Annotated in this window: 24 protein-coding genes; 10 read left to right on the top strand and 14 right to left on the bottom strand. The window is 46.1% G+C overall.

From position 1 onward, the window contains the following. Positions 1-50: 50 nt before the first annotated feature. Together crtR and ACQ4M5_RS30440 are read left to right on the top strand one after the other, a co-directional pair. The gene (gene crtR, locus ACQ4M5_RS30435) at positions 51-962 is read left to right on the top strand and encodes a beta-carotene hydroxylase (RefSeq protein WP_430679554.1); all 912 of its coding nucleotides are present in this window, start codon (positions 51-53) and stop codon (positions 960-962) included. A 128-nt stretch (positions 963-1,090) separates the two neighbouring features. Then, positions 1,091-1,456, top strand: a complete 366-nt coding sequence (locus ACQ4M5_RS30440) for a phage holin family protein (protein ID WP_430679555.1) — start codon at positions 1,091-1,093, stop codon at positions 1,454-1,456. Positions 1,457-1,848: 392 nt separating this feature from the next. Here ACQ4M5_RS30440 and aroH read toward each other — a convergent pair whose 3' ends face one another. Both aroH and sppA read right to left on the bottom strand, forming a co-directional pair. Next, positions 1,849-2,244 (bottom strand): chorismate mutase, encoded by a 396-nt coding sequence (gene aroH / locus ACQ4M5_RS30445; protein ID WP_430679556.1) that lies wholly within the window; start codon positions 2,242-2,244, stop codon positions 1,849-1,851. A 90-nt stretch (positions 2,245-2,334) separates the two neighbouring features. Continuing rightward, the gene (sppA, locus tag ACQ4M5_RS30450; protein ID WP_430679557.1) at positions 2,335-3,195 is read right to left on the bottom strand and encodes a signal peptide peptidase SppA; all 861 of its coding nucleotides are present in this window, start codon (positions 3,193-3,195) and stop codon (positions 2,335-2,337) included. 127 nt (positions 3,196-3,322) lie between these two features. Between sppA and ACQ4M5_RS30455 the strand changes: the two genes are divergently transcribed. Both ACQ4M5_RS30455 and ACQ4M5_RS30460 read left to right on the top strand, forming a co-directional pair. Continuing rightward, positions 3,323-4,393 (top strand): DMT family transporter, encoded by a 1,071-nt coding sequence (locus ACQ4M5_RS30455; RefSeq protein ID WP_430679558.1) that lies wholly within the window; start codon positions 3,323-3,325, stop codon positions 4,391-4,393. A gap of 48 nt (positions 4,394-4,441) precedes the next feature. After that, positions 4,442-5,362, top strand: a complete 921-nt coding sequence (locus ACQ4M5_RS30460; protein ID WP_430679559.1) for a HEAT repeat domain-containing protein — start codon at positions 4,442-4,444, stop codon at positions 5,360-5,362. A 209-nt stretch (positions 5,363-5,571) separates the two neighbouring features. On the opposite strand, the gene ACQ4M5_RS30465 is transcribed toward ACQ4M5_RS30460, so the two are convergent. The 4 genes from ACQ4M5_RS30465 to clpB form a co-directional block, all read right to left on the bottom strand. Further along, a complete protein-coding gene (locus tag ACQ4M5_RS30465) occupies positions 5,572-8,802 on the bottom strand; it encodes a hypothetical protein (RefSeq protein ID WP_430679560.1) in 3,231 nt (1,076 codons plus the stop codon). A gap of 352 nt (positions 8,803-9,154) precedes the next feature. Then, positions 9,155-10,087 (bottom strand): hypothetical protein, encoded by a 933-nt coding sequence (locus tag ACQ4M5_RS30470; RefSeq protein WP_430679561.1) that lies wholly within the window; start codon positions 10,085-10,087, stop codon positions 9,155-9,157. Positions 10,088-10,125: 38 nt separating this feature from the next. Next, positions 10,126-10,488 (bottom strand): hypothetical protein, encoded by a 363-nt coding sequence (locus ACQ4M5_RS30475; RefSeq protein ID WP_430679562.1) that lies wholly within the window; start codon positions 10,486-10,488, stop codon positions 10,126-10,128. 82 nt (positions 10,489-10,570) lie between these two features. Then, positions 10,571-13,195, bottom strand: a complete 2,625-nt coding sequence (clpB, locus tag ACQ4M5_RS30480) for an ATP-dependent chaperone ClpB (protein ID WP_430679563.1) — start codon at positions 13,193-13,195, stop codon at positions 10,571-10,573. Positions 13,196-13,339: 144 nt separating this feature from the next. Here clpB and ACQ4M5_RS30485 point away from each other — a divergent pair, with 144 nt between their 5' ends. Together ACQ4M5_RS30485 and ACQ4M5_RS30490 are read left to right on the top strand one after the other, a co-directional pair. Continuing rightward, complete coding sequence (locus ACQ4M5_RS30485) at positions 13,340-13,675, top strand: DUF5674 family protein (RefSeq protein ID WP_430679564.1); 336 nt, start codon at positions 13,340-13,342, stop codon at positions 13,673-13,675. After that, positions 13,672-14,061 carry a hypothetical protein gene (locus ACQ4M5_RS30490; protein ID WP_430679565.1) on the top strand — a complete coding sequence of 130 codons (390 nt, stop codon included), beginning with the start codon at positions 13,672-13,674 and terminating at the stop codon, positions 14,059-14,061. The genes ACQ4M5_RS30485 and ACQ4M5_RS30490 overlap by 4 nt, the downstream gene beginning before the upstream one ends. A 64-nt stretch (positions 14,062-14,125) precedes the next feature. Here ACQ4M5_RS30490 and ACQ4M5_RS30495 read toward each other — a convergent pair whose 3' ends face one another. Beyond that, positions 14,126-14,644: an SMI1/KNR4 family protein gene (locus ACQ4M5_RS30495; protein WP_430679566.1), complete on the bottom strand. Its 519-nt coding sequence runs from the start codon at positions 14,642-14,644 to the stop codon at positions 14,126-14,128. A gap of 241 nt (positions 14,645-14,885) precedes the next feature. Between ACQ4M5_RS30495 and ACQ4M5_RS30500 the strand changes: the two genes are divergently transcribed. Then, the gene (locus ACQ4M5_RS30500; RefSeq protein ID WP_430679567.1) at positions 14,886-15,185 is read left to right on the top strand and encodes a hypothetical protein; all 300 of its coding nucleotides are present in this window, start codon (positions 14,886-14,888) and stop codon (positions 15,183-15,185) included. Positions 15,186-15,336: 151 nt separating this feature from the next. Here ACQ4M5_RS30500 and ACQ4M5_RS30505 read toward each other — a convergent pair whose 3' ends face one another. The 4 genes from ACQ4M5_RS30505 to ACQ4M5_RS30520 form a co-directional block, all read right to left on the bottom strand. Then, on the bottom strand, positions 15,337-16,503 hold the full coding sequence (locus tag ACQ4M5_RS30505; RefSeq protein WP_430679568.1) for an ABC transporter permease: 1,167 nt from the start codon (positions 16,501-16,503) through the stop codon (positions 15,337-15,339). Positions 16,504-16,526: 23 nt separating this feature from the next. Beyond that, positions 16,527-17,669, bottom strand: a complete 1,143-nt coding sequence (locus ACQ4M5_RS30510; protein WP_430679569.1) for an AI-2E family transporter — start codon at positions 17,667-17,669, stop codon at positions 16,527-16,529. Between the two features lie 93 nt (positions 17,670-17,762). Next, positions 17,763-18,602, bottom strand: a complete 840-nt coding sequence (locus ACQ4M5_RS30515; protein ID WP_430679570.1) for an Npun_R2479 family HD domain-containing metalloprotein — start codon at positions 18,600-18,602, stop codon at positions 17,763-17,765. Between the two features lie 83 nt (positions 18,603-18,685). Then, positions 18,686-19,018, bottom strand: coding sequence for a hypothetical protein (locus ACQ4M5_RS30520; protein WP_430679571.1), 333 nt, complete (start codon positions 19,016-19,018; stop codon positions 18,686-18,688). 185 nt (positions 19,019-19,203) lie between these two features. Between ACQ4M5_RS30520 and ACQ4M5_RS30525 the strand changes: the two genes are divergently transcribed. Together ACQ4M5_RS30525 and ACQ4M5_RS30530 are read left to right on the top strand one after the other, a co-directional pair. Then, complete coding sequence (locus ACQ4M5_RS30525) at positions 19,204-19,605, top strand: hypothetical protein (RefSeq protein WP_430679572.1); 402 nt, start codon at positions 19,204-19,206, stop codon at positions 19,603-19,605. 230 nt (positions 19,606-19,835) lie between these two features. Further along, positions 19,836-21,218 (top strand): RecQ family ATP-dependent DNA helicase, encoded by a 1,383-nt coding sequence (locus ACQ4M5_RS30530; RefSeq protein WP_430679573.1) that lies wholly within the window; start codon positions 19,836-19,838, stop codon positions 21,216-21,218. On the opposite strand, the gene ACQ4M5_RS30535 is transcribed toward ACQ4M5_RS30530, so the two are convergent. From ACQ4M5_RS30535 to ACQ4M5_RS30545, 3 genes are all read right to left on the bottom strand, one after another. Next, positions 21,215-22,210 (bottom strand): SAM-dependent methyltransferase, encoded by a 996-nt coding sequence (locus tag ACQ4M5_RS30535; RefSeq protein ID WP_430679574.1) that lies wholly within the window; start codon positions 22,208-22,210, stop codon positions 21,215-21,217. The genes ACQ4M5_RS30530 and ACQ4M5_RS30535 overlap by 4 nt on opposite strands. 67 nt (positions 22,211-22,277) lie before the next feature. Then, entirely contained in the window at positions 22,278-23,045 is a 768-nt protein-coding gene (locus ACQ4M5_RS30540) for an aminotransferase class IV (RefSeq protein WP_430679575.1), read from the bottom strand. Further along, entirely contained in the window at positions 23,039-24,220 is a 1,182-nt protein-coding gene (locus tag ACQ4M5_RS30545) for a tetratricopeptide repeat protein (RefSeq protein WP_430679576.1), read from the bottom strand. The genes ACQ4M5_RS30540 and ACQ4M5_RS30545 overlap by 7 nt, the downstream gene beginning before the upstream one ends. Before the next feature lie 176 nt (positions 24,221-24,396). Between ACQ4M5_RS30545 and ftsH3 the strand changes: the two genes are divergently transcribed. Then, positions 24,397-26,238 (top strand): ATP-dependent zinc metalloprotease FtsH3, encoded by a 1,842-nt coding sequence (gene ftsH3 / locus ACQ4M5_RS30550; protein WP_430679577.1) that lies wholly within the window; start codon positions 24,397-24,399, stop codon positions 26,236-26,238. Positions 26,239-26,248: the final 10 nt, after the last annotated feature.

Below are 26,248 nucleotides of genomic sequence, written 5' to 3' on the forward strand. Positions count from 1 at the left end.
ATACTGAAAGCTCTATACTACGCAAAGTATTCGCAAGGAGAGACGATGTGATGTCGGAGGCGGCAGTAAAGCCCCTGACGATCCCTAGAGAGTTGGTGGGAGCGCCCGGAGATTTTAATCCAACATTGCTCATATTTCTGATTGCAATTGCGATCGCACTGCTCACTACATTCGGTTACTGGTGTTGGGGATGGGTAGATTGGGTGTGTTTTTGCCTAAATACAGTGGCACTTCATCTGGTCGGGACGGTGATTCATGATGCCTGTCATGGAGTCGCCCACCGAGATAAAGTGATGAATGCCTTTCTCGGACATGGAAGCGCGTTTCTGTTGTGCTTTTCTTATCCGGTGTTCACGCGGGTGCATATTCAGCATCACGGCAATGTGAATGATCCAGAGAACGATCCAGATCATGTTGTTTCTACATTTGGACCGCTCTGGATCATTAATGCTCGATTTATGTATCACGAGTTCTTCTTCTTCCAGCGTAAATTGTGGCGGAAGAATGAACTGTTTGAGTGGTTTCTAGCGCGATTGTCGCTGGCTGCGGTGATCGTTGTGGCGGTCAAGTTTCATTTCTTGGGCTATGTGTTCAATTTTTGGTTTGTGCCATTGGCGATCGTCGGTTTAGTTTTGGGATTATTCTTCGATTACTTGCCGCATCGTCCGTTTAAGGAACGCGATCGCTGGAAGAATGCCAGAGTTTATCCGAGTCGAATTCTAAACTGTCTGATTCTGGGACAGAACTATCACTTGGTTCATCATCTTTGGCCCGCTGTGCCTTGGTACAAATATCAGGCAGCCTATTACGCAGCGAAACCGATTTTAGATGAGAAAGGATCACCTCAATCGATCGGACTTTTGAAAGAGGACTTTCTTGGATTTGTTTACGACATCTTTTTAGGGATTCGGATTCATCCCAAACCGAAACCGCTGGAAGAGATTTCTGAAAGTATTGAATAACTCAAAGCCCCAAGTTTCCACAAGAGATTTGGGGCTTTGAAATATCTGCCCAGATGGAGAGGATGGAAGCTCGATCGCTAAGTCACAATCACAATTAGAAAAAATGTTATTAATTCGAGGCAAAAGATATGGGATATGCACTAACGATTTTGGTTACAGCTTTAAGCTTGCTGGTCGTTGATATTGTTTTACCTGGTGTAAGTATTCAAAGCTTTGCCGTGGCGATTATTGCGGGTGTTGTAATCGGCGCGGTGAATACATTTGTAAAACCGCTTCTATCGCTGTTGACGTTGCCGATTAATTTGCTGACTTTGGGATTGTTCTCGATCGTCATTAACGGAATTTGTTTCACGTTAGCGGCTGCATTAGTTCCTGGCTTCCAAGCGCATGGATTAGTTTCATTCCTGGTTGCACCGTTTATTCTGTCGCTGGCAAGCACGTTCCTGAATAAGTACTTTGCGGAACGCAGTGCTGATTTTAAGACGAATGCGTAGCGAATTTGGTGAGTGTTTTAGAGGATGTTTGAAAAGTCATCTTTGATCGCCTGAATCGCCCCTCGAATGGAATTCGGGGCTATCGGAACAAAGTCTGTTGAAACAGACTGAAGAGTAGATGACTGCTGGCTTTCAGTCCCCTTCAGTGGACTTTCTCCGATAGACCGTGATTTCCAATCACGGGCGGAACGCAATCGCAGCGAAGAGCCTTCCTATACTTTTCAAATATCCTCTTAGAATGCTCTAAAGTTTGCCCCCTAAATCCCTCATTTTGGGAGACTTTGAAGGTTTAAAGAGGTTCAAAATTTCTAGAATCTCTTCTTGCTCAAAGTCCCCCAAATTTGGGGGACTTAGGGGGCATTAGCCGCTTAGAACGAAGCGTGAAAGTTCAATTAATTTTGCGAAGCTGCGATCGTGCTCAATGACCAATCCGGGCGCAGGTTTTTCGCGTGTCTCAAATACGGATGATGCACTTTCACATCTGGATCAGGCGTATTGAAATGAATCAAAAACCGAATACATCGCTCTAAACTGCCTTCAACGTGCATCTGCTGAACATCAATCAACGGCACATTCGCCCAATGCGATCGTTCTCGTGCGATCGCGGCTGGAAAAATCGCATCCAAATCCTTTGTCACCGTAAACGTAGCACTGACGATCTCATCCGGGTCAAGCTCGTTATAAGCCTCTAACTCGTCCAATAACTCCGTCACCGCTTCGCGAATTGCCTCGATCGTATTATCTGAAGCGGTGGTCGCTCCCCGAATTGCTCGTACTCGCCAATGCACGTTTCAGTCCTCCTAATCTTGCTAGTCCGTACCTAGCTTATCAACGAATGGAGAAGCCTTGAATCCGGAGAAATGCTTTATTTCCTACATTTACGGGCGGTACAACCATAGAGGCAACCCACAGGTTTCAAGCTCGAACTCTAGCCAGTCCATACCGACCACTAGAGGCGGTAAAGCTCCGATTAAACCATCTAAACGAACAGCTTCGCTGCGCCGTAAGGCTCCGTTCGAGGTAAACCGATTTACCAGCGATTTCTTTTCCTCGAAATTATACGTCTTGGTCTTCTCTGGATCGAGGTTGACCAATTCACACGCCCAACGTCGGGCATCTTCCTCGGTTCCTAATCGATCGACCACGCCTAAGTCGATCGCTTGTTGCCCAGTAAAAATCCGTCCATCCGCAAACGTTCGCACCGTTTCTTCTGGCAAACTCCGCGATTCAGCCACCGTTCTCACGAATTGTGAATAGCTAACATCGATCAATTCTTGAAGGATCTTTTCCTCAGGTTCGGTCAGTTCTCGATCGAACGACAAAATATCCTTGTAAGGACCCGATTTGATCACTTTAAACGAAACGCCAACCTTTTCCAGCAAGCGTTCAATATTATTACCGCGCAGAATCACGCCAATACTTCCAGTAATCGTTCCAGGGTTCGCCACAATATGCTGCGCTCCCATGCCGATATAAACGCCACCAGAGGCAGAAATATTGCCGTAACTTGCAATAATTTTAATCTTTTGCCCCAATCGCTTCAGAGCTTCGTAAATTTCCTGTGAGTCGCCCACTGTTCCACCAGGGCTATCAATTCTCAGCAACAATGCCGGAAATTCTCGCTCTTCGACGGTTTTGAGATTTTCCAAGACTCGTTTTCGAGTTGCGCCCGCGATCGCGCCTTTGACTTCAATCCGAGCAATCTGCTTTCGCAACCCACGCTTTAACAATCGCACCATATCGCTTTAATCATCACAAGTTAAACCGATTTTAACGTTTCCACTCTAAATCCATCCGATAGATCTGCTTAACAGTTCTACATAAATTCCTTAAGATGAGAAGAACCCCATTCCCAAACCTCAATTCATGCAGAATCGATCTCCTGTACTCTTGATTGCTCCATTTTTTCTCTGGGGAACCGCGATGGTCGCCATGAAAGGCGTGATTCCAAATACGACTCCGTTTTTTATGGCAGGAGTTCGCTTGCTCCCTGCGGGAATTTTGGTGCTGCTGGCAGCGATGTGGATGAAGCGATCGCAGCCGAAAGGATGGGCAGCGTGGCTCTGGATTAGTTTATTCGCGCTGGTGGATGGCGCAATGTTTCAGGGCTTTCTCGCACAAGGATTGGTCAGAACGGATGCCGGATTGGGGTCGGTGATGATCGATTCGCAACCGTTAGCCGTGGCGTTGATGGCTCTTGTTTTGTTTGGAGAAAAGATTGGGGTTTGGGGCTGGTTGGGATTAGCGATCGGGGTTGGCGGAATTAGTTTGCTTGGATTGCCAGAAGAATTAATTCTCTCAGCGGGATCACAGCTTGGAGCGGCTTTCATTGATCTCGACTCTTTTACCGATCTCGTTGTAGGTTTGTTCGATAACGGACAGTGGTTGATGCTGTTGGCGGCGTTGTCGATGGCAGTTGGAACGATTATTTCCCGCTATGTTTGTCAATATGCTGATCCGATCGCTGCGACAGGTTGGCACATGATTATCGGTGGATTGCCGCTGTTTGGATTGTCGAGCCAATTAGAAAGCGAGCAATGGAATCATTTAACGGCGGCAAATTGGGCATCGCTGTCTTATTCAACGATTTTTGGAAGTGCGATCGCTTACGGTCTCTTTTTCTACTTCGCCGCGAGTGGAAGCCTTACAAGTTTGAGTTCTCTGACATTTTTAACACCCGTATTTGCTTTGTTATTCGGCAACTTATTTTTATCTGAAGTTCTCAGCCCGATTCAATGGACTGGCGTAGGATTGACCCTACTCAGTATCTATCTGATTAATCAGCGAGATGTCTTAGGGGAAAAACTCAGTGGATCGATTTCTGAGTCGATCGAGGAAGTTCAGGGTAACATAGCCGAGAATAGGCAATTGCTACCGCAAGCCGAATCAAATCTCAGTGAAATTACGACCCTCTCCGATTCCGACTCTCAGCGATAAGCCGTTTCAGGAGTCGGATGGCGATGTATCCCATTTCTGGATTCAGCTATGGTTCGCTCTCAACTCCTGATCGTCACTTGTATGGCTTGTCTCGGCGTTTTGACTCGCCCAGTTTCAGCCGTTCGCTTTCCCCCTGTTTTGTTGGCTCAGACCGCGCAGCAAGCGAGAACTCCGTTTTGGGCATCGCCTCTATTTTTGGGCGGACTTGGCGCAACGAGTGTGATCGGAGCGGCGACGGTATTTATTTTGAAACGCAGTTCTCGATCGACTCCAGAAGTTTTGGAACCCATTGCTCCTGAACCGATCGTTCCTCTAAAGCCTCCAAGCTTGAGCGAGTTACCGAGTATGAATGGCTCAGCCGCTCCAAAACCAGATTTTTCGTCCCGCAACGGACACACGCAGACAGAAACCTTGGCGCAAGCAGAAACCTTAGAAGCTTTGTTACAAGTTGTTGATTCGCCAAAACCTGCGACACAGCCGAAACTTGAAGAAACGACGCGGCTGGCGAAGGTCAATATCGTTGATGAATTAATTCAAGATTTACGATCGCCCGATCCCGTTAAACGTCGCAAAATCATCTGGGAACTGGGACAACGGGGTGACACTCGTGCCGTTCAACCCTTAGTTGATCTGCTCGTCGATTCTGATTCCAAACAGCGGAGTTTAATTCTGTCAGCACTTTCTGAGATTGGAACTCGGACACTAAAACCGATGACACGTGCATTGGCAGTCTCGCTTCAGGATGAAAATGCCGAAGTGCGAAAAAATGCGATTCGAGATTTGACTCGTGTATATGACATGGTTTCGCAGATTAGCAATTTGCTGCACAAAGCAACGGATGATTCGGATAAAGATGTGCAAGAGACTGCAAAATGGGCGTTGGGTCAGTTGAATCGAATTCGATCGACTCCCGGTGATAGTCTTCCTGCTCTGAAAAATTCGGTCAGTCCGCCAGAAAGTTTACCTTAGAGAGTGTTTGAGAAGTATAAAAAGCGGCTTGGCTGCGTTGCGAGTTCGCCCGGAGATCAATCTCCGGGCTAATGGAGGAAACCCCGCTGAAGCGGACTGGAAGCGCAATTCGGAGTTCTTAGCCCAGTTCAGTGGGCTTCCCCCGATTAGCCCGGAGATTCATGTCCGGGCGGGGGAATGCGATAAACGATTGCTTTTCAAACACTCCCTTAGAGGCATTCTGCGGGCGGCGTTTCGCTAGAGACTCGACAGGCGGACTCGATCAAACTGTCTAAATCAAGATTCCAAGTTCTCAGTCCATAGCGATTTCCGACACTGAATAGAGCTTTGCTATTAGAACCGAAAGCGAGATGCTCGATCGGGTCTTGCGATCCGAGCATTGTTTTAATGAAGGTTCCATTCTGCATATTCCAGAGACGGATGGTGCGATCGCGTCCCCCAGATGCCAGAATTTGCCCATCGGCACTAAAGCTCAAACTCGTCACTGTGTTCTCATGTGCCGACAGGGTTTGATTTGGGACTGCTTCACGTTCAGAGTTCGCATTTCCAACCGTCCAAAGCTTGATTGTGTTATCTGATCCCGCAGATGCGATCGTTTTTCCATCTGGGGTAAAGGCAAGATCGAGAATACCTTGAGGTTTTTCAGATTGTCGATCGTGACTTCCAAGCAATACTGGTTTTTGGCTATCGGGATACCAGAGGTGAATCGAGTTATCGAGCATTCCCGCTGCCAAAATTCGCCCATCTGGACTAAACCGAATCACACTCGCAGTCGCAGTGTGTCCTTTGAACGTATCAAGAACTTTCCCTTGGCTAACACTCCAGAGTTTGATTGTTTGATCCGCACTTCCTGAAGCGAGAACTTCTCCATCCGATCGAAAACTCAATGCTGTAACTGCTTGCGTATGATCAGATAAGGTTTGAATCAAAATCCCTTTCTGAACATCCCAAAGCTTGATTGTTTTATCCCGACTTGCAGAAGCCAGCCGCTTCCCATCTGGACTAAATGCGAGTTGAGTAATTGCGCCTTGGTGTCCCTTAAAGCCTGTTCCAAGTTGCTGAAATTTCTCGCCTTCTCGCTGCCAGAGTTGGATCGTATTGTCACGGGTTGAGACTGCAAATGTTTTTTGGTCGGGACTGAGACTCGCATTCGAGAGCGAAACACCAACGGGAGTTGTAGGCATTTCAGAAAATGCGATCGCTTGTTGCAAGGTCGCAGCCGTACTAATTCTCAAACTCTGAGGTACAAAAGTCCAAGGTCGATCGACTTCTTGCAGTTTCCGTCCAGCTTTCAAAGCTGTGTTAAACGCTCCAGGTTGACCTGATTCAATCTGCGTCGTTGCAGCACTTGAGAGTTGCTGGACGGCTTGAATTTGCTCATTTCGCCATTGATACAATCCAACGCCTGTTAAAGCAACCGCCACCACGCCAAGAACTTTTAGGCTCGTAGTCAGTAGCCGATGAGCTTCAGCCTTTTGAGTGTGTTCAAGGGCGGATTGAGTGAGACTGCGAGAAGTTCGATCGACATTGTGAATCGTCTGTGCGGCAATGTGACTCGCTTCAGTGGTGCGCTGGCGATAGACGACTTGCCCTGAATTCTTGGCTTGATGCAGGAATCGATTGAATTCATTGAGCCGAGTTGAGAAGTTGTCTTGAAGCTCAGCCGCTCTTTGTTTGGAGTGGGCGTGTTGATTGCTGGCGAATTCTCCAGCCGCTTGAGTGGCTTTTGAAAGTGTCTTTGCTGTTTGCCGAAGTTGCTTTTGAGTTGCAGTCTTTAGGCGTTTGATTTGACGTTGGGTATTGTTGCGTTTGCGCCGAAGAGGTTTCGCGATCGCTTGCGGATTTGGAGGGGTTTCAGGTTCGATCGGCTGAGTAACACTCTCTTGAACTGAAGAAGTTTTAGATTCAGGAGCTTTTTCAGCTAAAGGAGCAGGCTTGATTAAGTCGTAAGCCGTTTCTTGAACTGGAGGAATTTCAGAAATCTTCTCTACGGAATCCACAGGCTCGATTGTTTCAGAAGCCGTTTCCTGAATTGGAGGGATCTCAATTTCGGAAATCGTTTCTTCATCTAGAGGAAGCACAGGCTCGACTATTTCAGAAGCAGTTTTATGAACTGTTGAATCAATAAATTCAGAAACGCTATCTTGTTCGGATGCTTCAATAGGTGAAGTAGGTTCTTGAGCTAAAAAATCGAAAAGCTCTGGTACAGATTCTTCAGCGGTGGAAGAATCTGATTCGATAACATGCAACTCAGGCGATCGGGCTACATTTTCTTGGATCGCTGGCTCGATCTTCTCACAAATAAACGTTTCTGCTTTTGCAACACTCGGTTCTGGAACAATCTTTTGAATCAGAGGAATCGCAGGCTCGATCGATGAAGGTTTCCCGATCGGAGGCGGGATCACAACTTCTGGTTTCACCAACGATGCTGAGCGATCAAGCGGTGGATCGATGTTCTCCGCTTTGATATTCGGAAATAGTAACTCTAATGGATCTTGCGGTTTAATCCCTAAAACGATTTGAGTTTGTGACTGACCGATCCGCGTGGGTGTTTGCAAAATCGGTTTCGGGGAACGATTTTCTGTATCGCGATGCAGCCACGCTAACTGTTGATTGGTTCGATCGATATATTGCAGTGTTCGATCGTGAACATAATTTCCCAACACCGGAGCGGTGACAATCCCTTGCGGATTAGCCGCCGCTCCCCGCAGTCCTTCAATCAAAAAATGGCTAAAAATTCCATGTCCCAACTCTGGAAACTTCCAGGATTGCTGTCTGATATCACACGATAGAAGCGCCTGAAATTTAGAATTTTGTGCCGCTTGTTGTCGAAACATCTGAATCAACTGCTCAACCGGACTATCAAGCAATTCCGGTGTTTCGCTCTGCACTGTCATGCCATTGGCGTGACAGACATCAATCCACAAAATCTGCTGTTTCGCCGCGCAACTTCCCATCATTCCCAACAGCTTAATCGCACTCAATCCGGTTCGCAGCATCGCGTCTTTCTGCGTATCTGCTAAACAGAACACGGCTTGCCGTAACTGCGGATCAAGCCCCCCATGCCCACAGAAATAGAAGACAACCGTATCTTCTGGTTTCGCCTGATTGACGATCGTTTCTAACCCCGATCGCACTGCTTCCAAAGTCGGCTCAGTTGCTTGATCGTGATAAACCTGAATCGATTTTTGCGGAAACTCCTGCGTCACATCTGCAAACGCATCCGAGAGCCGTTGAGTATCGATTGTGGAGTATTGCAGAGTCGGAAATCGTCGATCGTGATATTGGTTCACGCCGACAAGGAGAACCCAGAGTGTTGCTTGTCCAGTCTTGAGCGTTGATTGCATGAAGAGTAGATGTTGGGCTAGTTCAAAAGTCGTAACGTGAAATCGACGCACCCGATGAGTTTCGATACCTACGTCCGATTGTGACGTATCCACTGAGGTGCGTCAAATGACGAGCTTTGTTCGTTGACGGAAAACGGGGATTCTTTATCCTAATCGGGTCATAGATTTAAAGAATTCACCGTTGGATGAAGCGATGATGAAGTTCAATGTGGATTGAAATCGAAAAAGTGCGATCGATGCAAATGAAACTATATCCGCTCAACCGAAAGGTAAGATGATTTTACTTGCCCGAATGTGAAATGTTTTATGGAACCTGAGCCATCCACAATCGAGATTCGCTAGAGTTCCAACAGAGCCTTCGCAAACTTGCTAAGAAGTATCGGATCGAGCCGATCTTGAGTCTGTGATTCCAGTTTGCAGACGATTCAGAATTGACTGTGAGAAATTACAATCTTTGTTCTCCAGTCTTTTTGCTTAAGTAAGGTTCCCAATCAAAATTTGAATCCGCGATCGCAAGAATCCCTCTGATCGTTTGACGCAATTTCGCTTCGTAGAGTTCACTACCAAACGCGAGTTCAAGATTCATAATGCGATCGGCAAGATAACGCATTCGATTTGGAAGGGCGCGACGATAAGCGGTATAAAGCCAAAATCCTACTTGTTCATTATCATCCCAATCTCGTGTTTCTACCCAATGCTGAGTATGCCGCTCAAGCAGCAGTTCATCAACGCTTCCAGTTGGAACAGGTAAATACATAAATGCTGGCAGTCCAGCTTTAGGACACCACTCATTAGGGTCTGGCACTATTGTTTTGTCTGCTTTACCTCGTAGACTTCTAAGAACAAAAATTGCTTCAGGAAACCGATTAGATAACTCTTTATGGCTCTGCATTAATAAGTCTGCACATCCTAACCACTTGAAGAAAACAATGCCTAGAGCTTCACTTAATTGAGTACGAATTGACTCTAAATCTACAATGCTTTCTGTCGTAGCTTCTGCAAGAATGGCGCGTAATTGAACAGTGTGATCGCGCTTCACGACGTTCAATTCTTCTGCTTTAACCAAGATGGTCTCTAAATCATTCTCAGAAGATCCTCGCATCTGAATATCAATCGTAAAAGCCTCGCTAGAAGAGTCATAAACTTTGATCCATAGCCCGTGATCTGCTGCGTAGGAATAATGCAGTATTACACCAGGATTGTTTTCTACTACATGATCAATCAACTTCCCTGCATCCCAAGCTCCGTCAACTAGGAAAGGAGTATAGCGATCGTTACCTGGCAGAACCATTCCATAGCGACGAATTTTTTTAAGTAGTGAAACAACCCGTTTACTATCTACATTCAAAAAGTAATAGCAATCACTGAATTCACTCATTTAACGTTTGTAATCGCCAGAATCTAAACAAAAAACTTCTAATCCCATTCGCTTCTGATACGTTGCTGAAACTCTAGAGGATCTTCACCGTCGCATCTCAATACTCCAGCAAATTGATTAAGATCAGGGACTGAAGATTGATAATTTTTCGGAATTTGCTTAATCTTCTCCCACGAGTCTTTTTCGGCTGCAAGTTCTCGATCAATATCTTCAGTAGAACGTTGAGGATGACGATCCCGAATCTCTTCAATCAACTTCAAAACATTCCGTCGCCCAGTTGAAATCGTTTGAGGGAGAACAACAATCACTTCAACTTCTGCGCCAACAGAACCGTCCGGAACTTCAACTTCAATCCTGTTCCCTGGTAGCACTTTAGTCACAATCCGAACGGTTTCCTGCATAGTGTTTCTCTTCGTTCAACAATGTTTCAATCTTAAACCTCTAATACAATAATGGGGTGAGATTTCTCCCACCCCGTTTAGCTTATTGGGTTGTCACCACTTCGGCAGGTAAGCGCTTGAACTCTAAGCGTTCCGTGTCACCGACATCGACGAAGATCGTATCGCCTTCGGTATAGTTTCCACGTAGGATTTCTTTCGCGATCGCTGTTTCCAGTTCTCGCTGAATCGCCCGCTTCAATGGACGCGCTCCATACACCGGATCAAAGCCCACTTCAGCTAAGAAATCTAACGCCGAGTCTGATAACTTCAGCGACATCTTGCGCTCTGCCAATCGCTGCTCTAATCGTTTGACCTGAATCTTGACGATTTCGCGCAGTTGCGATTTTTGCAGGCTGTGGAAGATGATGATTTCATCGATTCGGTTCAAGAACTCAGGACGGAAGCTCGATCGCATCGCATCCATGACTCTCGATCGCATTTCTTCGTATCGATCGTCGTCTCCACCGTATTCAAAGATGTACTGTGAACCGATGTTCGAGGTCATGATGATAATCGTGTTCTTGAAGTCTACGGTGCGACCTTGCGAATCGGTAACGCGACCATCATCAAGGATTTGCAGCATCACGTTAAAGACATCAGGATGCGCTTTCTCGATCTCATCGAACAGAATCACCGAGTAAGGACGACGACGAACCGCTTCGGTTAACTGTCCCCCTTCGTCATAGCCCACATATCCAGGAGGCGCACCAATCAAGCGCGAGACTGAATGCTTCTCCATGTACTCAGACATATCAATCCGAATCATGGCTTCTTCAGTATCAAACAGGAAAGAAGCGAGGGCTTTGGCAAGCTCGGTTTTACCGACACCTGTTGGACCCAGGAAGATAAAGCTTGCTGTGGGACGATTTGGATCAGAAAGTCCGGCTCTCGATCGCTGAATTGCATCAGAAACAGCCGTTACTGCTTCGTCTTGTCCGATCACGCGCTTGTGCAAGACATCCTCAAGCTCTAGAAGTTTCTGCATTTCAGATTCAACGAGCTTGCTGACTGGAATGCCCGTCCACTTAGAGATGATCTCAGCAATGTCTGATTCGATCACTTCCTCGCGCAAAAGTGATGTCCCGGATTTTTGAGTTTGGGTTAATTGAGCTTCAGTTTCTTCTACTTTGCGGTTGAGTTCGTTGAGCTTGCCGTACTTCAGTTCAGCCGCTTTGTTGAGATCGTAATCTCGTTCTGCTTGTTGAATTTCAAGGTTGACTTGATCGATTTCTTCTTTGAGTTTTTGAAGCTCAGAGATTACGCCTTTTTCAGCTTGCCATTGAGCATTCAAAGTCGATTGAGTTTCTTTGAGATCTGCAAGTTCGCGTTCGATGCGGTCTAAGCGATCGCGGGATGCTGTATCACTCTCTTTCTGCAACGACAGTCGCTCCATTTCAAGCTGGAGAATCTTACGATCGACTTCATCCAACTCCTCTGGCTTAGAAGTGATCTCCATTTTCAGTTTCGCCGCAGCTTCGTCTACAAGGTCGATCGCCTTGTCAGGAAGAAAGCGATCGCTGATATATCGAGTCGAAAGCGTTGCAGCAGCCACTAAAGCTGAATCGGAAATCTTCACCCCGTGGTGAACTTCATAACGCTCCTTCAATCCACGCAGAATCGAAATCGTATCTTCGACTGTCGGCTGATCCACAAAGACTTGCTGGAATCGCCGCTCTAAGGCTGCATCTTTCTCGATGTACTTGCGATACTCATCCAAAGTGGTTGCACCAATACAGCGCAATTCACCCCGCGCCAACATCGGTTTGAGCAAGTTACCTGCATCCATCGCGCCTTGAGTTGCACCCGCACCAACAACGGTATGGATCTCATCAATGAATAGAATGATGTTGCCTCTCGAATCGGTGACTTCTTTCAGAACTGCTTTTAGTCGTTCTTCAAATTCACCGCGATATTTCGCACCTGCAATCAACGCACCCATATCAAGCGCGATCAACTTGCGATCCTTTAGCGATTGAGGCACATCACCGCTGAGAATTCGTTGTGCCAAACCTTCCGCGATCGCAGTTTTACCGACACCCGGTTCACCAATCAAAACCGGATTATTCTTCGTCCGACGCGAGAGAATCTGAATTGTACGGCGAATTTCGTCATCTCGACCAATCACCGGATCGAGCTTGCCTTCTCGCGCATACTGAGTCAAATCGCGCCCATACTTCTCTAGAGCTTCGTACTTATTTTCAGGAGTTTGATCCGTCACTTTTTGATTACCCCGAACTTGTTCGATCGCGTTTCTAAGTTTTGCTTCATCTACTTTAAATTCTGCCAGCAAGCCTTTCCCGAAGCGACTATCTTGGGCATATCCTAAGAGTAAATGTTCGATCGAGATAAAATCATCCTCGAATTGTTTGCGATAATCTTCCGCTCGATCTAACAGCGAATCGGCACTGCGTCCCCAATAGACGGACGTGCCACTCCCAGACACTTTCGGCTGTTTGCGGATAAATTCATCGGCTCGATCGCGCACTCGATCGACAGGGACAGCCAGCTTATTGAAAATACTGATCGCCAAGCCATCTTGCTCCAAGAGCGCTTTCATCAAATGCTCGGTTTCGATCTGCTGTTGCTGTGCCTGCTTCACGATTTCAGGAGTGCGTACGATCGCTTCCCAGGCTTTTTCAGTAAATTTCTCTGCACTATTTGGCTGCATCGCGTTTCCCTCATCTCATCATCGATCGTAATACCGCCATTGTAGAGAAGCGATCGACTTTGGTGAGATCGGAGTACCGCCCTTTCACCGTCCAAATACCCGAAGGTGGGCGAAGATAAGTTTCTATTTCGTTTGAAAAACCTAATGTCCATTCTCATTATCCGCTCACAAGTCACACCCGCCCAACTCGATGAAATGCTAGAGGAGCTAGGAATCTACATTAAACTAGCAGTGGATGTGGAGCGGTGCATCTTAGCAGGAGGAGGAAGAGCACATTACGATTGTGAACAAACTCTTCTTGAAGATGGGAGTGTGCAAGCAAATATTTGGGGATGCGATTGGACTCCAATACGTCGTCAAATTACGTATGAGTCGATTATTAACATTCGACCTCGTAAGAACAATTCAATGGAAATTCTTGATTCAACAATTCGCAGCCAAATTGAGCGAATTATATTTAATATTTTAGGAGAGTCATGAACAACCAAGAAGCGCAGAAAATGGGTTATTTGAAATTAGAGCGTTCTCATCAGCTTGGGAATCTAGCATCTGAGTTGGCGCGTATCAGAAGAAACTTACAGGAAGGCGATGAAGTTGGAAAGCAAATCGTACTCTCAAGCATTGAAACTTGTCAGGATTTTACCGAGTGGACAATTACAACGCTTGACCTGATGAACAGTGAGTCTGATCTGAATCTTGCTGAAGAGTTACTGCGAATCGGGCGGCAACTGACCGTTTGGAAATTTCATGTTCAAGAAGTTTTTGAAACTCAAGAAAAGCGGTTGGAAAGTGCAGCGATCGCGCAACAGTGGAGCCAAGAACTCCTTGCAAAATCTGGTCTTCTTCAATCTTCTGAGCCGAAATAGCGATCGACTTTGGTGAGATCGGAGTACCGCTCTTTCACCGTCCAAATACCCGAAAGTTCATGACTCAATAGCGAAAGTATGAGGGCTTAAGGCAAGGGTTTATTCGCAAGCCATTGCAAAAATCGCGAAAAAACTCAAAGAAAGACCGTCCAGCGTAATAAACGTTGCTTTCTAAATCCCAAAACTCTGGGCAATCCTCTTGCACCCAATACAAGTTATAGCTAGAGTCCTCCTCGCTGTAACTTGCTAAATCCCATACCAAACAATAACCTGAGCTATCGATACCAACCCAAAAGGCATTCCTTAATAGATCAATTTTTTCATCGTCTAATTCATGACCGAATGAAAACTTTCTAATATTGTTGATAATCAGCTGTAGCCTTTCTTGTCCTAACAAAAGTCGAGAATTTTCAGGGCAATAAATATCGAGCGTGTCACCGATGCAACCTGAACCAAAAAGCTTACAAAACTCCCTGTAGTCCGATGGAAAGACAATTTGATGTTCCTGTTCAAAAGCAGCAATTACTTCTTCATTGGGATTTCGACTTGTATTTCTCCTTCCTTCAAATTGAAGAGTTTGCATTAGCTCGTGCCAAGAACTATTCATGTGTTTTGAGCGAGAATAGATGTAGCTGAAAGATAGCAGCTAGGAGAATAATGAAAAACCGGGAAATCACGAAAGCTAACTATTTGAAACTCGATCATTTTCATCAGCTTGAATTTTTCAATCCTTGGTGCAGAATTAGCAAAAGATTGGAATACATCTCTTTTGCTGTCTAAACCCTGAAGAGTATGATTGAGAAACTAATTACCATCAAAAGGCTATGACACAGCGTTCAACAGATCAGGTTCGCATTCTAGAAGAGAATTCAAAGGATTTAGAAGCGGTGACGCGAATCTTATCAAAGCTGACCCAACTCCCTTCAGAACAGATTAAACCTCGTTTGGAATCATTAATCACGAATTTACTAGATTTGCAACCTTCCCAGCTAGATACTCAAGAAAACGCAGAAGCATGGACACAACGATTTGCGGCGTGGGTAGAAAGTCATCGTGAACTTGGATTGCCGTCATTATCGGATGAAGCCATCAGTCGCGAGAGCATTTATGGGGACGATCGGTAAATGCCCTTTCTCATCGATACGAATCTTTTACTCAATTCTTTAAACATCATGACTCGATCTCACTTATCGGGGTGTTGGTAATGATGTATGCACCTCGGCATTAAAAAAGAGCGATCGTCAAAGTGCGATCGCTCTTTTCAAATTAATAAAATTATCGCTGCAAACTTCGAGGATCGAGCGCATCTCGCAACCCGTCCCCAAGCAAGTTAAACGCCAACACAGTTAGAACAATCAAGATTGCTGGAGGCCACACGAGCCAAGGTTGCAATACCAGAATCGAAGCATTCGTCGCGAGTGACAGCATATTTCCCCAAGATGGATCAGGCTGTTGAATTCCCAATCCGATCAAGCTCAACACCGATTCCGCGATGATAAAGCTCGGAACTTGCAACGTTGCAGAAATAATTACATAAGTTGCAGTTTGCGGTAGAACGTGACGAACGATGATGTAAAGTGACTTTCCACCCATTGCCCGTGATGCCTGTACGAATTCGCGTTCTTTAATCGAAAGCACTTGCCCTCGAATCACCCGCGCCAATCCCGCCCAACTAATAAACGACGTAATGAAGATGATGAGTAAAAACCGTTGAGCGCTCGATAATCCAGGCGGTAATACTGCCGCGAGTGCTACCAACAGATAAATGCTCGGAATCGTCATCAACACTTCGACAATTCGCATCAAAACCGCATCCACCCAACCGCCAATATATCCAGAAATTCCGCCGATCAACATGCCGATCGGGAATGACAGCGCAATTCCCACCAGTCCAATACTGAGACTAATTCGCCCCCCATAAACTAAGCGACTGAATAAATCTCGCGCCTGTTCATCAGTTCCAAGTAAGTTAAATTTGCCTTCGCCCGTTGTACCGAATAGATGCAAATTGCCAGGAATACCCGGAAAGATCTCGATTTCTTCAAATCGGGGATCGGTAATAGAAAACCGTGTCGGTAGAGGGAATCGAAGTTGAAAGAATCGGTACGGTTCACCTTGGACGAAGAGGCGCAATGGAGACGGTTTAGATCGATCGACTCGTAATTCTCGATCGCCTGTATTGACATCGACTGGACCTTGAGTGGTGGGATACACATGAGGACCAATGAAGCGCCCACTCTGATCCGTCCAATAAATTTGTGTTGGGGGCAACAGTGCGCCATCCGTCTGAGGTTTACAAGCCCCGCTCGTAATCGATATCGTGTCACAAGGGCTATAGGGCGCGACAAATTCGGCAGCCATGACTGACAGATAGAACACCACCAGTAAAAGCGCCCCAAACTTGGCTAACGGATTTCTTTTGAGTTTGTGCCACCAGTCCATAGGTCAACAGAAGATAAAGGGGTTTAATGCGAATCGTTGACGATCACCGTGACTTTGGGTTCGTCAGGCTCGACCGAGAGAATGGGTTCCAGGATACTATTTTCCACAGTTTCCGAGAAGATTGATCCCGTTTGTGGAGGCAGATCAGGATTGAGCATGATTTCGACGATCGTTTTCACCACGCTGGTTAAGGGAATCGCTAAAATTACGCCTAATAATCCCGCTACTCTAGCACCCACAAGCAGCGATGTGAGGATAATGACGGGACTGAATCCGGTAAGTTCTCCCAAAATCCGAGGCGCGATCGCATTGTCTTTCACTTGCTGAATCGCGATCGCAACTCCCAAAACCTCGATCGCCAGCCACCAATCAATAAAGGCGACTAAAACACAAACCGTTACAATTCCCAACGTTGCGCCGATAAACGGAATCACTTCCATCACGCCAATAAAGACGGCAAAGACGAGGAAGAAGGGGACTTTAAGCCACCAGAATGCGATCGACAACAGAATCGACATGAATAGCCCTAACAGCAATTGTCCAGAGGCAAACCGCTGTAAACTATCGCGGATCGAATTGGTCAGCGCTTCTCGAATCGGTCGTGAAAAAATTCCGGTTAGCCCGCTCCAAATTTTCTCCCCGTCCAACACCAGATAAAACGAGATCACCAGAATCAAAATAAAATCCAGCACCCAGTTAAATGTGCCAAGCACGAGACCGATTCCGGTTGATGCGATCGATTTCGTCTGATCTTGAAGTTGAACGGATAATTGCTGCTGCAAAAATGACAGATCGAAGCCCAAACGCCGCTCCTGGCTCCAAGCTTGAAGTTCCGAAATTTGCTCTTGTCCTGACGCAATCAGATTTGGGAGATTGGTCACGAGTTGTTGAGCTTGCTGGAAAATCGGAGGCGCGATCGTCACGGCGACAATTCCCAGAATCAGACCTGCGAATAAATACACGATCGCAGCCGAAACTGCTCTGGGTAGAATTTTGCTCAAACGTGCGACTGGATAGTTCAGCAAGAACGCGATTAGACCTGCCGTAACCACGACGCTAATCAGTTCACCGAAATACGTCAGGGCGTTGAGGGTCAGCCACCCAGAGACGAGAATCAGCAACCAGGTGATGAGAAATTGTTGAATCGGGGAGAAAAAACGATCCATGACAGCCAAAAGCACGATCGAGTACTTTTCAATTCTGCCGTTTGATCTCGATAATGCGCTGTATGCGATCGCGCTTTTCGCCCAGATTTCCGTTTAGCACTCGTCGGAAGGCTCGTGTTCTACGACAAAAACATTCGAGTAAAGATTAGCAACGATTTGCTTTCCTTGCTGAGTCAGCGACAAGTAATAGAGCGCCTGTTTGATATACGGATAGACTCCCTGCCAATAAAATTTCGGGTAATTCTTCCGCAAATCTCCAGGGTGACGATACCCCAAAGCCTTGTTTACGCCTGTTTCCTCGAATTCGTAATAGAGCGCACTAATCTTTTTCAAATAGCGGGGATCGCTCAACTGTCCGATCAAATCCGAAGCTCGAATCAATCCTGGATAATTTTCTGTATCCTGGTGGTCTTCCGCTGCGGGAACCGGGAATCGCGTGAGTTCAATATTGCGCTTGATAATTTCCACATCGATTAATTTGTGCCCACCGAAGCGCTCATCAATGAATAGTTTTGCTCGATCGACATGATACGGAGTCATTGCAGCATCGGACGATCCAGGCTGAACGGATACCATTGCGCCATCTCGTCCAGTTGCGTACAGATTATGTTTATCCGCACGGCACACTCCCCGCACATAGCCGATATCGTGACAGACTAGCGAAATAACGAAGTGCAGCCAGTCTTCGCACGAAACGCCGCCATCGCGAATATGTCGTCCTCGTAAGATTTCTTGACCCACCAACGTGACTAAAATCGAATGCTCAACGTTGTGATAGAGCGCGTCACTATTGGCGATATTTTCCATTGCCATCGACCCCACCCAGCCGATGATATCTTCATAGTCAGATTTCCAGCCGCCATACGTTCGACGGTAGCCTTCCTTTAATTTCTGAACGAAATCATCGATTAAGAGTTCTGTGGCGTTAAACATGGTTGGGGCAGTGTCACTAGAGAGAACATCCCTAGTTTTCCCGCCCCAACTTCATAAATTGAATTCAGTGCTTGATTTCGTCTTTACTTTTGAAAGACCTCTGCGACACAGCCTTCGACCATTTCTTTGAAGCCTGCGGGGGCTGGTTTTCCTTCGCCCAAGGCAGTCCCAATCTGTGTGAATTCTTCAAAGGTGTAGGTTTTCTGAATCTCGCGGATGTTGCAGGAACAAATTTCACGCATTACATCGGGCGGAATTTTACTCTGAGTGCCTTGAGAAACGCAAGTGTCGTTAAAGATCTGGACTGCCTCAGCGGGATAAGGAGTTGTATTTTCAGCGATCGCTTTCGGAGCAGCGACAAAGGCGAAACTGCCTGCTAATGTGAGAAAGCCGATCGAGACGGAAAGAACGCGCATAAATATTATGTCCGGGTAAGATATCGGTTCCATCGTATCCTTGGTCACTCTGAAAGTCATCTGGTGCGATCAAACCTTTAATAAAGCTTCAGTGAGGTGATCCGGATCGGAATTGGTTCGGTTAGAAATTATTTGCCCGCTGGGGATGTGACAAGATAGAAACGGTGTTTACCAGATCTTGTCGGATGTCTTTGACTGAGTTTGATTCTACGCTGCAACGTTTGGGACAGGTGCGTTTTGCCCTGTTACGGCTGCATAAAGCGCTGCTGGATGGTGAGCGGATACGGTACGAACAGGAACATGGACGGATTCGATCGAATACTGAGTTTTTCCAGTTGGTGCTGGAGAATGAGTGGTTTGCTTGGTTGCGCCCGATTTCGCAGTTTATTGTGCAGATTGATGAGGCGTTAAGCGCAAAAGAGCCGATTACGATGGATCAGGCAACGGAGCTTTTGAGCTTGACTCGTCAGTTGATGCACCCGTCTGAAACTGGATCGACACTAGAGCAGAACTATTATCAGGCGATTCAGCGTGATCCAGATATTGCCTTTATTCATGCCGAATTGACGAATATGCTGTCGGCTTGATTCTACTTTGGTCTAAGAGCATCCCGCATCGAATTGTATAAAATAAAACTTTCTATAGCAGTACCTACTTTAGTTAGGACACTTCGAGATCGCCCCCCAGCCCCCAAGTTTGGGGGAGCAAGAGTCTTAAGCCCCCAGAATTGGGGGTTTGGGGGCAACTCCGAGGATGTCCTAAACTTCTACTGCTGTATTTGTGCAAATTAGAGTCGTCGGTGCGGGAATGACAGGCAATGATAAATTTGCACGATCGCTTAAAGCAAGTCTGGGGCTATTGTGAATTTCGCTATCCTCAAGCTGAGATTGTTCAAACGATTCTCGATCGAAAAGATTCGCTGATTGTTCTCCCTACTGGCGGTGGTAAATCTCTGTGTTTTCAACTGCCAGCGATTATGCAACCAGGATTAACGATCGTTGTTTCTCCACTCGTTGCATTGATGGAGAATCAAGTTCAAGAGCTACGACAGAAACGAATTCCAGCAGCAATGTTACATAGTGAGCTACCTGGATCGGAACGGAAGCAGATTTTGAATACGATCGAGAACTATCGATTGTTGTATCTCTCACCCGAAACATTACTAAGCTCACCTGTATGGCAGCGATTGTTAAATCCTGAACTTAAGATCAACTCGATTATTGTCGATGAAGCACATTGCCTAACTCAATGGGGAGAAACATTTCGACCTGTTTATTACCGATTAGGAGCAGTTCGATCGACATTATCAAAAGATCGCGATCGGGTTTCAATTGCTGCGTTTACTGCAACTGCAAACCCGCTAACACAAGAAACAATCAAACGAATTTTACAGCTAGAAACACCTCAATCCTTTCAGATTAGCCCGTATCGAGCCAATCTAACTTTGAAAATTGAATCTGTTGTAACACCGAAACAACGCAAACAGAAGCTATTAAACGTAATCCGATCGCAGTCGGGTTCTGGATTAGTGTATGTTCGATCGCGCCGAGACGGAGAAGAACTCGCGGAATGGCTCAAGCAGCAAGGCTATCCCACAGCAGCATATCATGCAGGACTGAAATCTATCGATCGCCGACAGATTGAGCAAGCTTGGATCAACGATCGGTTGAAGTTCGTAGTTGCAACCTGCGCTTTTGGAATGGGCGTTAATAAGGAGCAAACTCGCTGGGTAATTCACTATCATGCTCCGTTTCTGATGAGTGAATATGTGCAGGAAATTGGAAGAGCGGGACGAGATGGAAAACCAGCGATCGCAGTTCTTCTAAAGAGTAGTTGGATTGATCCAGAAGACCAACAGCGCTGGAAATTCTTTGAGACTCAAGAACATCAGCAAACGATGAAAGCTCAAAAGCTGATTCAGAAATTACCAGAGCGCGGCAACATTGATGCGGTTTCGCGAGAGTTTAAGGGCGCTTCGATCGCGCTTTCTCTGTTGCATAGTTCCAAGCAATTAATCTGGACAGATCCATTTCACTATCAAATTCTTTCCAGAAACAAGCTGTCTGCGTTGCTCAATTCTACACAATCGATGAAATCTTACCTCAACACTAAAGATTGTCGCTGGAAGTTCATTCTACGATCGTTTGGCTTTGAGCAAGAAGCCTTTAACTTTGCTTGTGGACACTGCGATCGCTGTTAAAGAACTTGCATTACTAAAGTTACTTCTTGACGATTGTGAAATAGATTTCTGATACCAATGATTTCGTAGTGCTTTTCAAGAAGCGCGATCGCATTATTAATCACGTTCTTCACCCCTTTATTCGGCAACTTCAGCGTCATGATTGCGAGTCCATTTTCTTTAAGAACTTCACTTGCTGCAATCATATTTTTCGCAGAATCTACTGGACTCATTCGCATATCATTCACAATGAGATCAAAGCGATCGCGGCAATTGGGCAAATATTGCTGGACTAACTGGCGACAGTGCGTAATCTTCGGATCAGAGCGCAAGGATTCAGCTAAATCACCTGGATCAACTGCAACCACAGATAGTCCTCGATTTCTGAGTACTCTTGTCCATCCGCCCGGACTTGCACCTAAATCGAGTCCTAAACCTTCTGTCGGCAGTTGAAGATTGAAAACGTCGATCGCTTCTAATAGCTTAAATTCGGCTCTAGAGATTTGGTCTGCTTCGTGTGCAAATCGGTGCATTCCACCCGCCCAATTGCTAAGGTTTTCAACTGCGTTCGAGAATCCAAAATAAGCAATCTCTTTGGTGCAAAAGATAGAAATGATTTGTACTGGATCTTTTGCTTCCACTTTTAATCCAACTAGTTCATTAACGATTAGATTTCTAAGTTCGGAACGATTGATGTCTTTCGTATTAGAACGGATTTGAACTGAGAGTGTTTGAGTTCGATCGAACATTGAAAGATGAGCCGAGATTACGCTTTGTAAGTTCTCGATCGCAGTTTCTTCCATTACCGGACAAATATGCCGAATAAAAGCTGCTCTAGTCAATGTAATCTGAGATGCGAGATGCAAGAACGGAATGCTAACTTCAATCAATCCGATGCCTGGATCGAGCCATTGACGGAGCTTTGATTGTCGATCGACAACCTGAAATTCATTCAATGCGGCTTGAGCAAATTCGGGAGATGCTGTGAAGATAACTAGATTTGTCGATCGCATAACGTTAGACCGCTACAGAACGGATCAATACTCTTAGCATGTTTAGGCTTCGTTTAAATGCTCTTTCCTATTTTGAAAAATAGCTTCGGATTATTTGAAATTCTGGATGAGTTGAATTGTAGTGATAAGTTCGATCTCGATCGAGCACTGTATGAATCGGGATTAGTTCCATTACACAATTTGTATAAGCGATCGCTTCAAAGGATTCAACAAATTCCCAAGGTGCTTCGATGGGATCGAGTTCGGATATCAGGAGCGATCGCAAAATTCCCGGCAGAATTCCTTCTATTGGCGGTGTCCACCAGCGATTTTCTTTCCAGCCCCAAAGCGTTCCGGTACTCGTTTCGAGCCAGTTTCCATCTTGAACTAAAATTGCCTCTTGAGCGTTATGGCGTTGTGCAGCTTGAAGAGCAAGCCAAGTCGCGAGATAGTTTCCGGTTTTGTGTTGGGGAAGCGATCGACAAAGTTCCGAATCTGCGACCCAAGCCGTAATTCCTTTTTGCTGACGTTTTTCTAAGTCGATCGGCAAAGCTCTTCCAGTAATCCATTCCCGCCCATCTGGAAAAACTACGATTCTCAAGACTGGATAGTTCATCGCCATCCATTCTGCACCCGATCGAATGTTTTCCCAATTTGGAGATTGCCAGTGGAAGGTATCGATCGTATGTCTCAATCGCGCACAATGTTCGTTCCATTGAGTTAATGGATAATCGAGTGATCCGTAAACTCTTAATGTTGTGAACGTTGTTGCGCCATAGATTAAGCCTGGGTCAGCAATTGAGAGTTCGATTTGGTTGGACTCGATCGCATTTCCGTTGTACCAATATTTCACCATAGTCCCATTTCTCTCAATCCTTGCTGGAGCCGTTCCGCTTCAGGAGAATTATTTTGCTGATGAAGCTCGATTGCTTTCCTAAACGCTTTTAAGCTCTCAGGCACTTGACCGATCTTCAGCAAGACCACACCCAAATTTTGATAAGCTTCCGCGTAATTTGGATCAAGCTCGATCGCATTTCGATAATGATCGATCGCTTGTGTAAATTGTCCCATTGCTTTCAAAGTTGCACCTAGATTGCAGTGAACGATCGCAAAATTTGGATCAATCTTCAAAGCTTGCTGATACAAAACCTGAGCATTTTGAAAATCACCACAGTCTTTTAATAAGCTGCCTAAATTATTAATTGCTCCTAATCTCAGCTTCGGTAGAATCGGCTGCTGAATCGCTTCCTGATAATGTTGTGCAGCCTTTTCGAGATTCAATTCTGAATAGACGCTACCTAAGTGATAATGCAATTCATATTTTGTCGAAACATCTTCAACTGTCGATAATCCTCGCTCTAACAGTTCAATCCCTTTTTCGGTTTCACCAACCTGAACATAAAGCGCCCCTAATTTACTACAAACATAAGGATCATTCGGGTGTAATGCTAGAAAGCTCTCCATTGTTGTTCTAGCCTTATTCACCTTGTCCCGCCCCGCAATCACATTCGCTTGATAGCCCTCATGTAAAATCGCGACTTCTGGAATCGATCCAATTTTCCAATGCGGTTCACGCTCTAATAATTTCATCACCTGATCGTCAATCATTGCGTGATAGGGACGAGTAAACCAAATCTCAGGATGTCGTCTAAATAATCGTGAAATTAAAGAATAAGGAGATTGTGCGGCTCCGATTTCTTGGCGAACGAGATTAAAGACTAAATAATCATCTTGTTCGATCGCGCTTTTCAAAATCGGCACAATTTCCGGGACAAGCACCTCATCTGCATCAAGTACCAACACCCAATCGCCTTGGACATACTTCAGCGATTCATTCCGAGCCGCCGAAAAATCATTGCACCATATAAAAGAGTGAACTTGTGCGCCAAACGATTTCGCGATTTTAACTGTGCGATCGCTGGACCCCGTATCCAACACGATCATTTCATCGACAAAATCCTGCACACTCGCCAAACAGCGCGGCAAATTTTCCTCTTCATTCTTGACGATGATACAAAAACTCAATTGCATCGGGAATTTGCCTCAGAAATCAAAGTCCATTGTTAAACCATTACGTTACATTGGATAAATCAGGAATTCTCAGATTTCGACCGTAAAGCTGCAAGAAGTCTTAATACGGAGTAATATAAATTAACAATACAAATCTGAGATCCCTTTAATTCCTATTTTCAGGAGGACACACCCCGGTGAACAAGCGGTGGAGAAATGCAGGGCTATATGCGCTTTTAGCGATCGTCGTGATTGCCTTGGCAACGGCGGTTTTTGATAAGCAACCCCAAACTCGTGAAACCTGGCGCTACAGCGAGTTTATTTCACAAGTTGAAAAAAATAACGTCAATAAAGTCAGTCTCAGTTCCGATCGCTCCCGCGCATTGGTTCAATCCGAAGACGGTAGCCGTGTCTTGGTGAACTTGCCGAGCGACCCTGAACTGATCAACATTCTGACCCGCAACCAAGTCGATATTTCCGTCCTGCCTGCAACCGATGGCAACGACTTCTGGCTTCGTGCAGTCAGCAGCCTGTTCTTCCCAGTCTTGCTGCTCGTGGGTCTATTCTTCCTGTTGCGCCGCGCCCAAAACGGTCCCGGTAGCCAAGCAATGAACTTCGGCAAATCAAAAGCCAGAGTTCAAATGGAACCTCAAACCCAAGTCACGTTTAACGATGTGGCTGGAATCGACCAGGCGAAGCTCGAATTAAACGAAGTTGTAGACTTTTTGAAGAATGCCGATCGCTTTACCGCAGTTGGCGCAAAAATTCCCAAAGGTGTTCTCTTAGTCGGACCTCCTGGAACGGGTAAAACTCTTCTGGCAAAAGCGGTCGCAGGTGAAGCGGGTGTCCCCTTCTTCTCGATCTCTGGTTCTGAATTCGTTGAAATGTTCGTCGGTGTGGGTGCTTCCCGCGTCCGCGACTTGTTCGAGCAAGCAAAAACGAACGCACCTTGTATCGTCTTTATCGATGAAATTGATGCGGTCGGTCGTCAGCGGGGCGCAGGTCTCGGTGGAGGTAATGATGAACGGGAACAAACCTTGAACCAACTTCTCACCGAGATGGACGGTTTTGAAGGCAATACCGGAATCATCATCATCGCAGCAACGAACCGTCCTGATGTGTTGGATGCGGCACTGTTGCGTCCGGGTCGTTTCGATCGTCAAGTCGTTGTCGATCGTCCTGATTACGCAGGTCGCCTCGAAGTCCTTAACGTTCACGCTCGTGGCAAAACCTTGTCGAAAGACGTTGACCTCGAAAAAATCGCTCGTCGGACTCCTGGATTTACCGGAGCAGACCTGTCGAACTTGCTGAACGAAGCGGCAATTCTCGCGGCTCGTCGCAATTTGACCGAAGTTTCGATGGATGAGATTAACGATGCTATCGATCGTGTTCTCGCAGGTCCTGAGAAGAAAGATCGCGTGATGAGCGAAAAACGTAAAGAGTTAGTCGCTTACCACGAAGCAGGACATGCACTTGTTGGTGCATTAATGCCCGATTACGACCCTGTTCAAAAAATCAGCATCATTCCTCGTGGTCGAGCAGGTGGTTTAACCTGGTTTACCCCAAGCGAAGACCGGATGGATTCGGGCTTGTATTCCCGCTCTTACCTGCAAAACCAAATGGCGGTTGCGCTCGGTGGTCGGATTGCTGAAGAAATCGTCTTTGGCGAAGAAGAAGTCACGACTGGCGCATCGAATGACCTTCAGCAAGTGGCACGAGTCGCGAAGCAGATGGTTACGCGATTTGGAATGAGTGATCGCTTAGGTCCGGTTGCGCTCGGTCGTCAGCAAGGCAATATGTTCCTCGGTCGGGACATCGCAGCAGAACGCGACTTTTCGGAAGAAACCGCAGCCGCGATCGACGACGAAGTTCGCAACTTAGTTGAACAAGCCTATCGTCGTGCGAAGGCGGTTCTAGTTCAAAATCGTCCGGTTCTGGACAAATTGGCTCAAATGCTGGTCGAGAAAGAAACGGTGGATTCTGAAGAACTGCAAGAGCTTCTCAGCACCAATGACGTGCATATTGCAGCGATCGCGTAATTGCTAATCG

The sequence above is a fragment of the Leptolyngbya sp. AN10 genome (genome assembly GCF_050565645.1).
Taxonomy (GTDB): domain Bacteria; phylum Cyanobacteriota; class Cyanobacteriia; order Leptolyngbyales; family Leptolyngbyaceae; genus Leptolyngbya.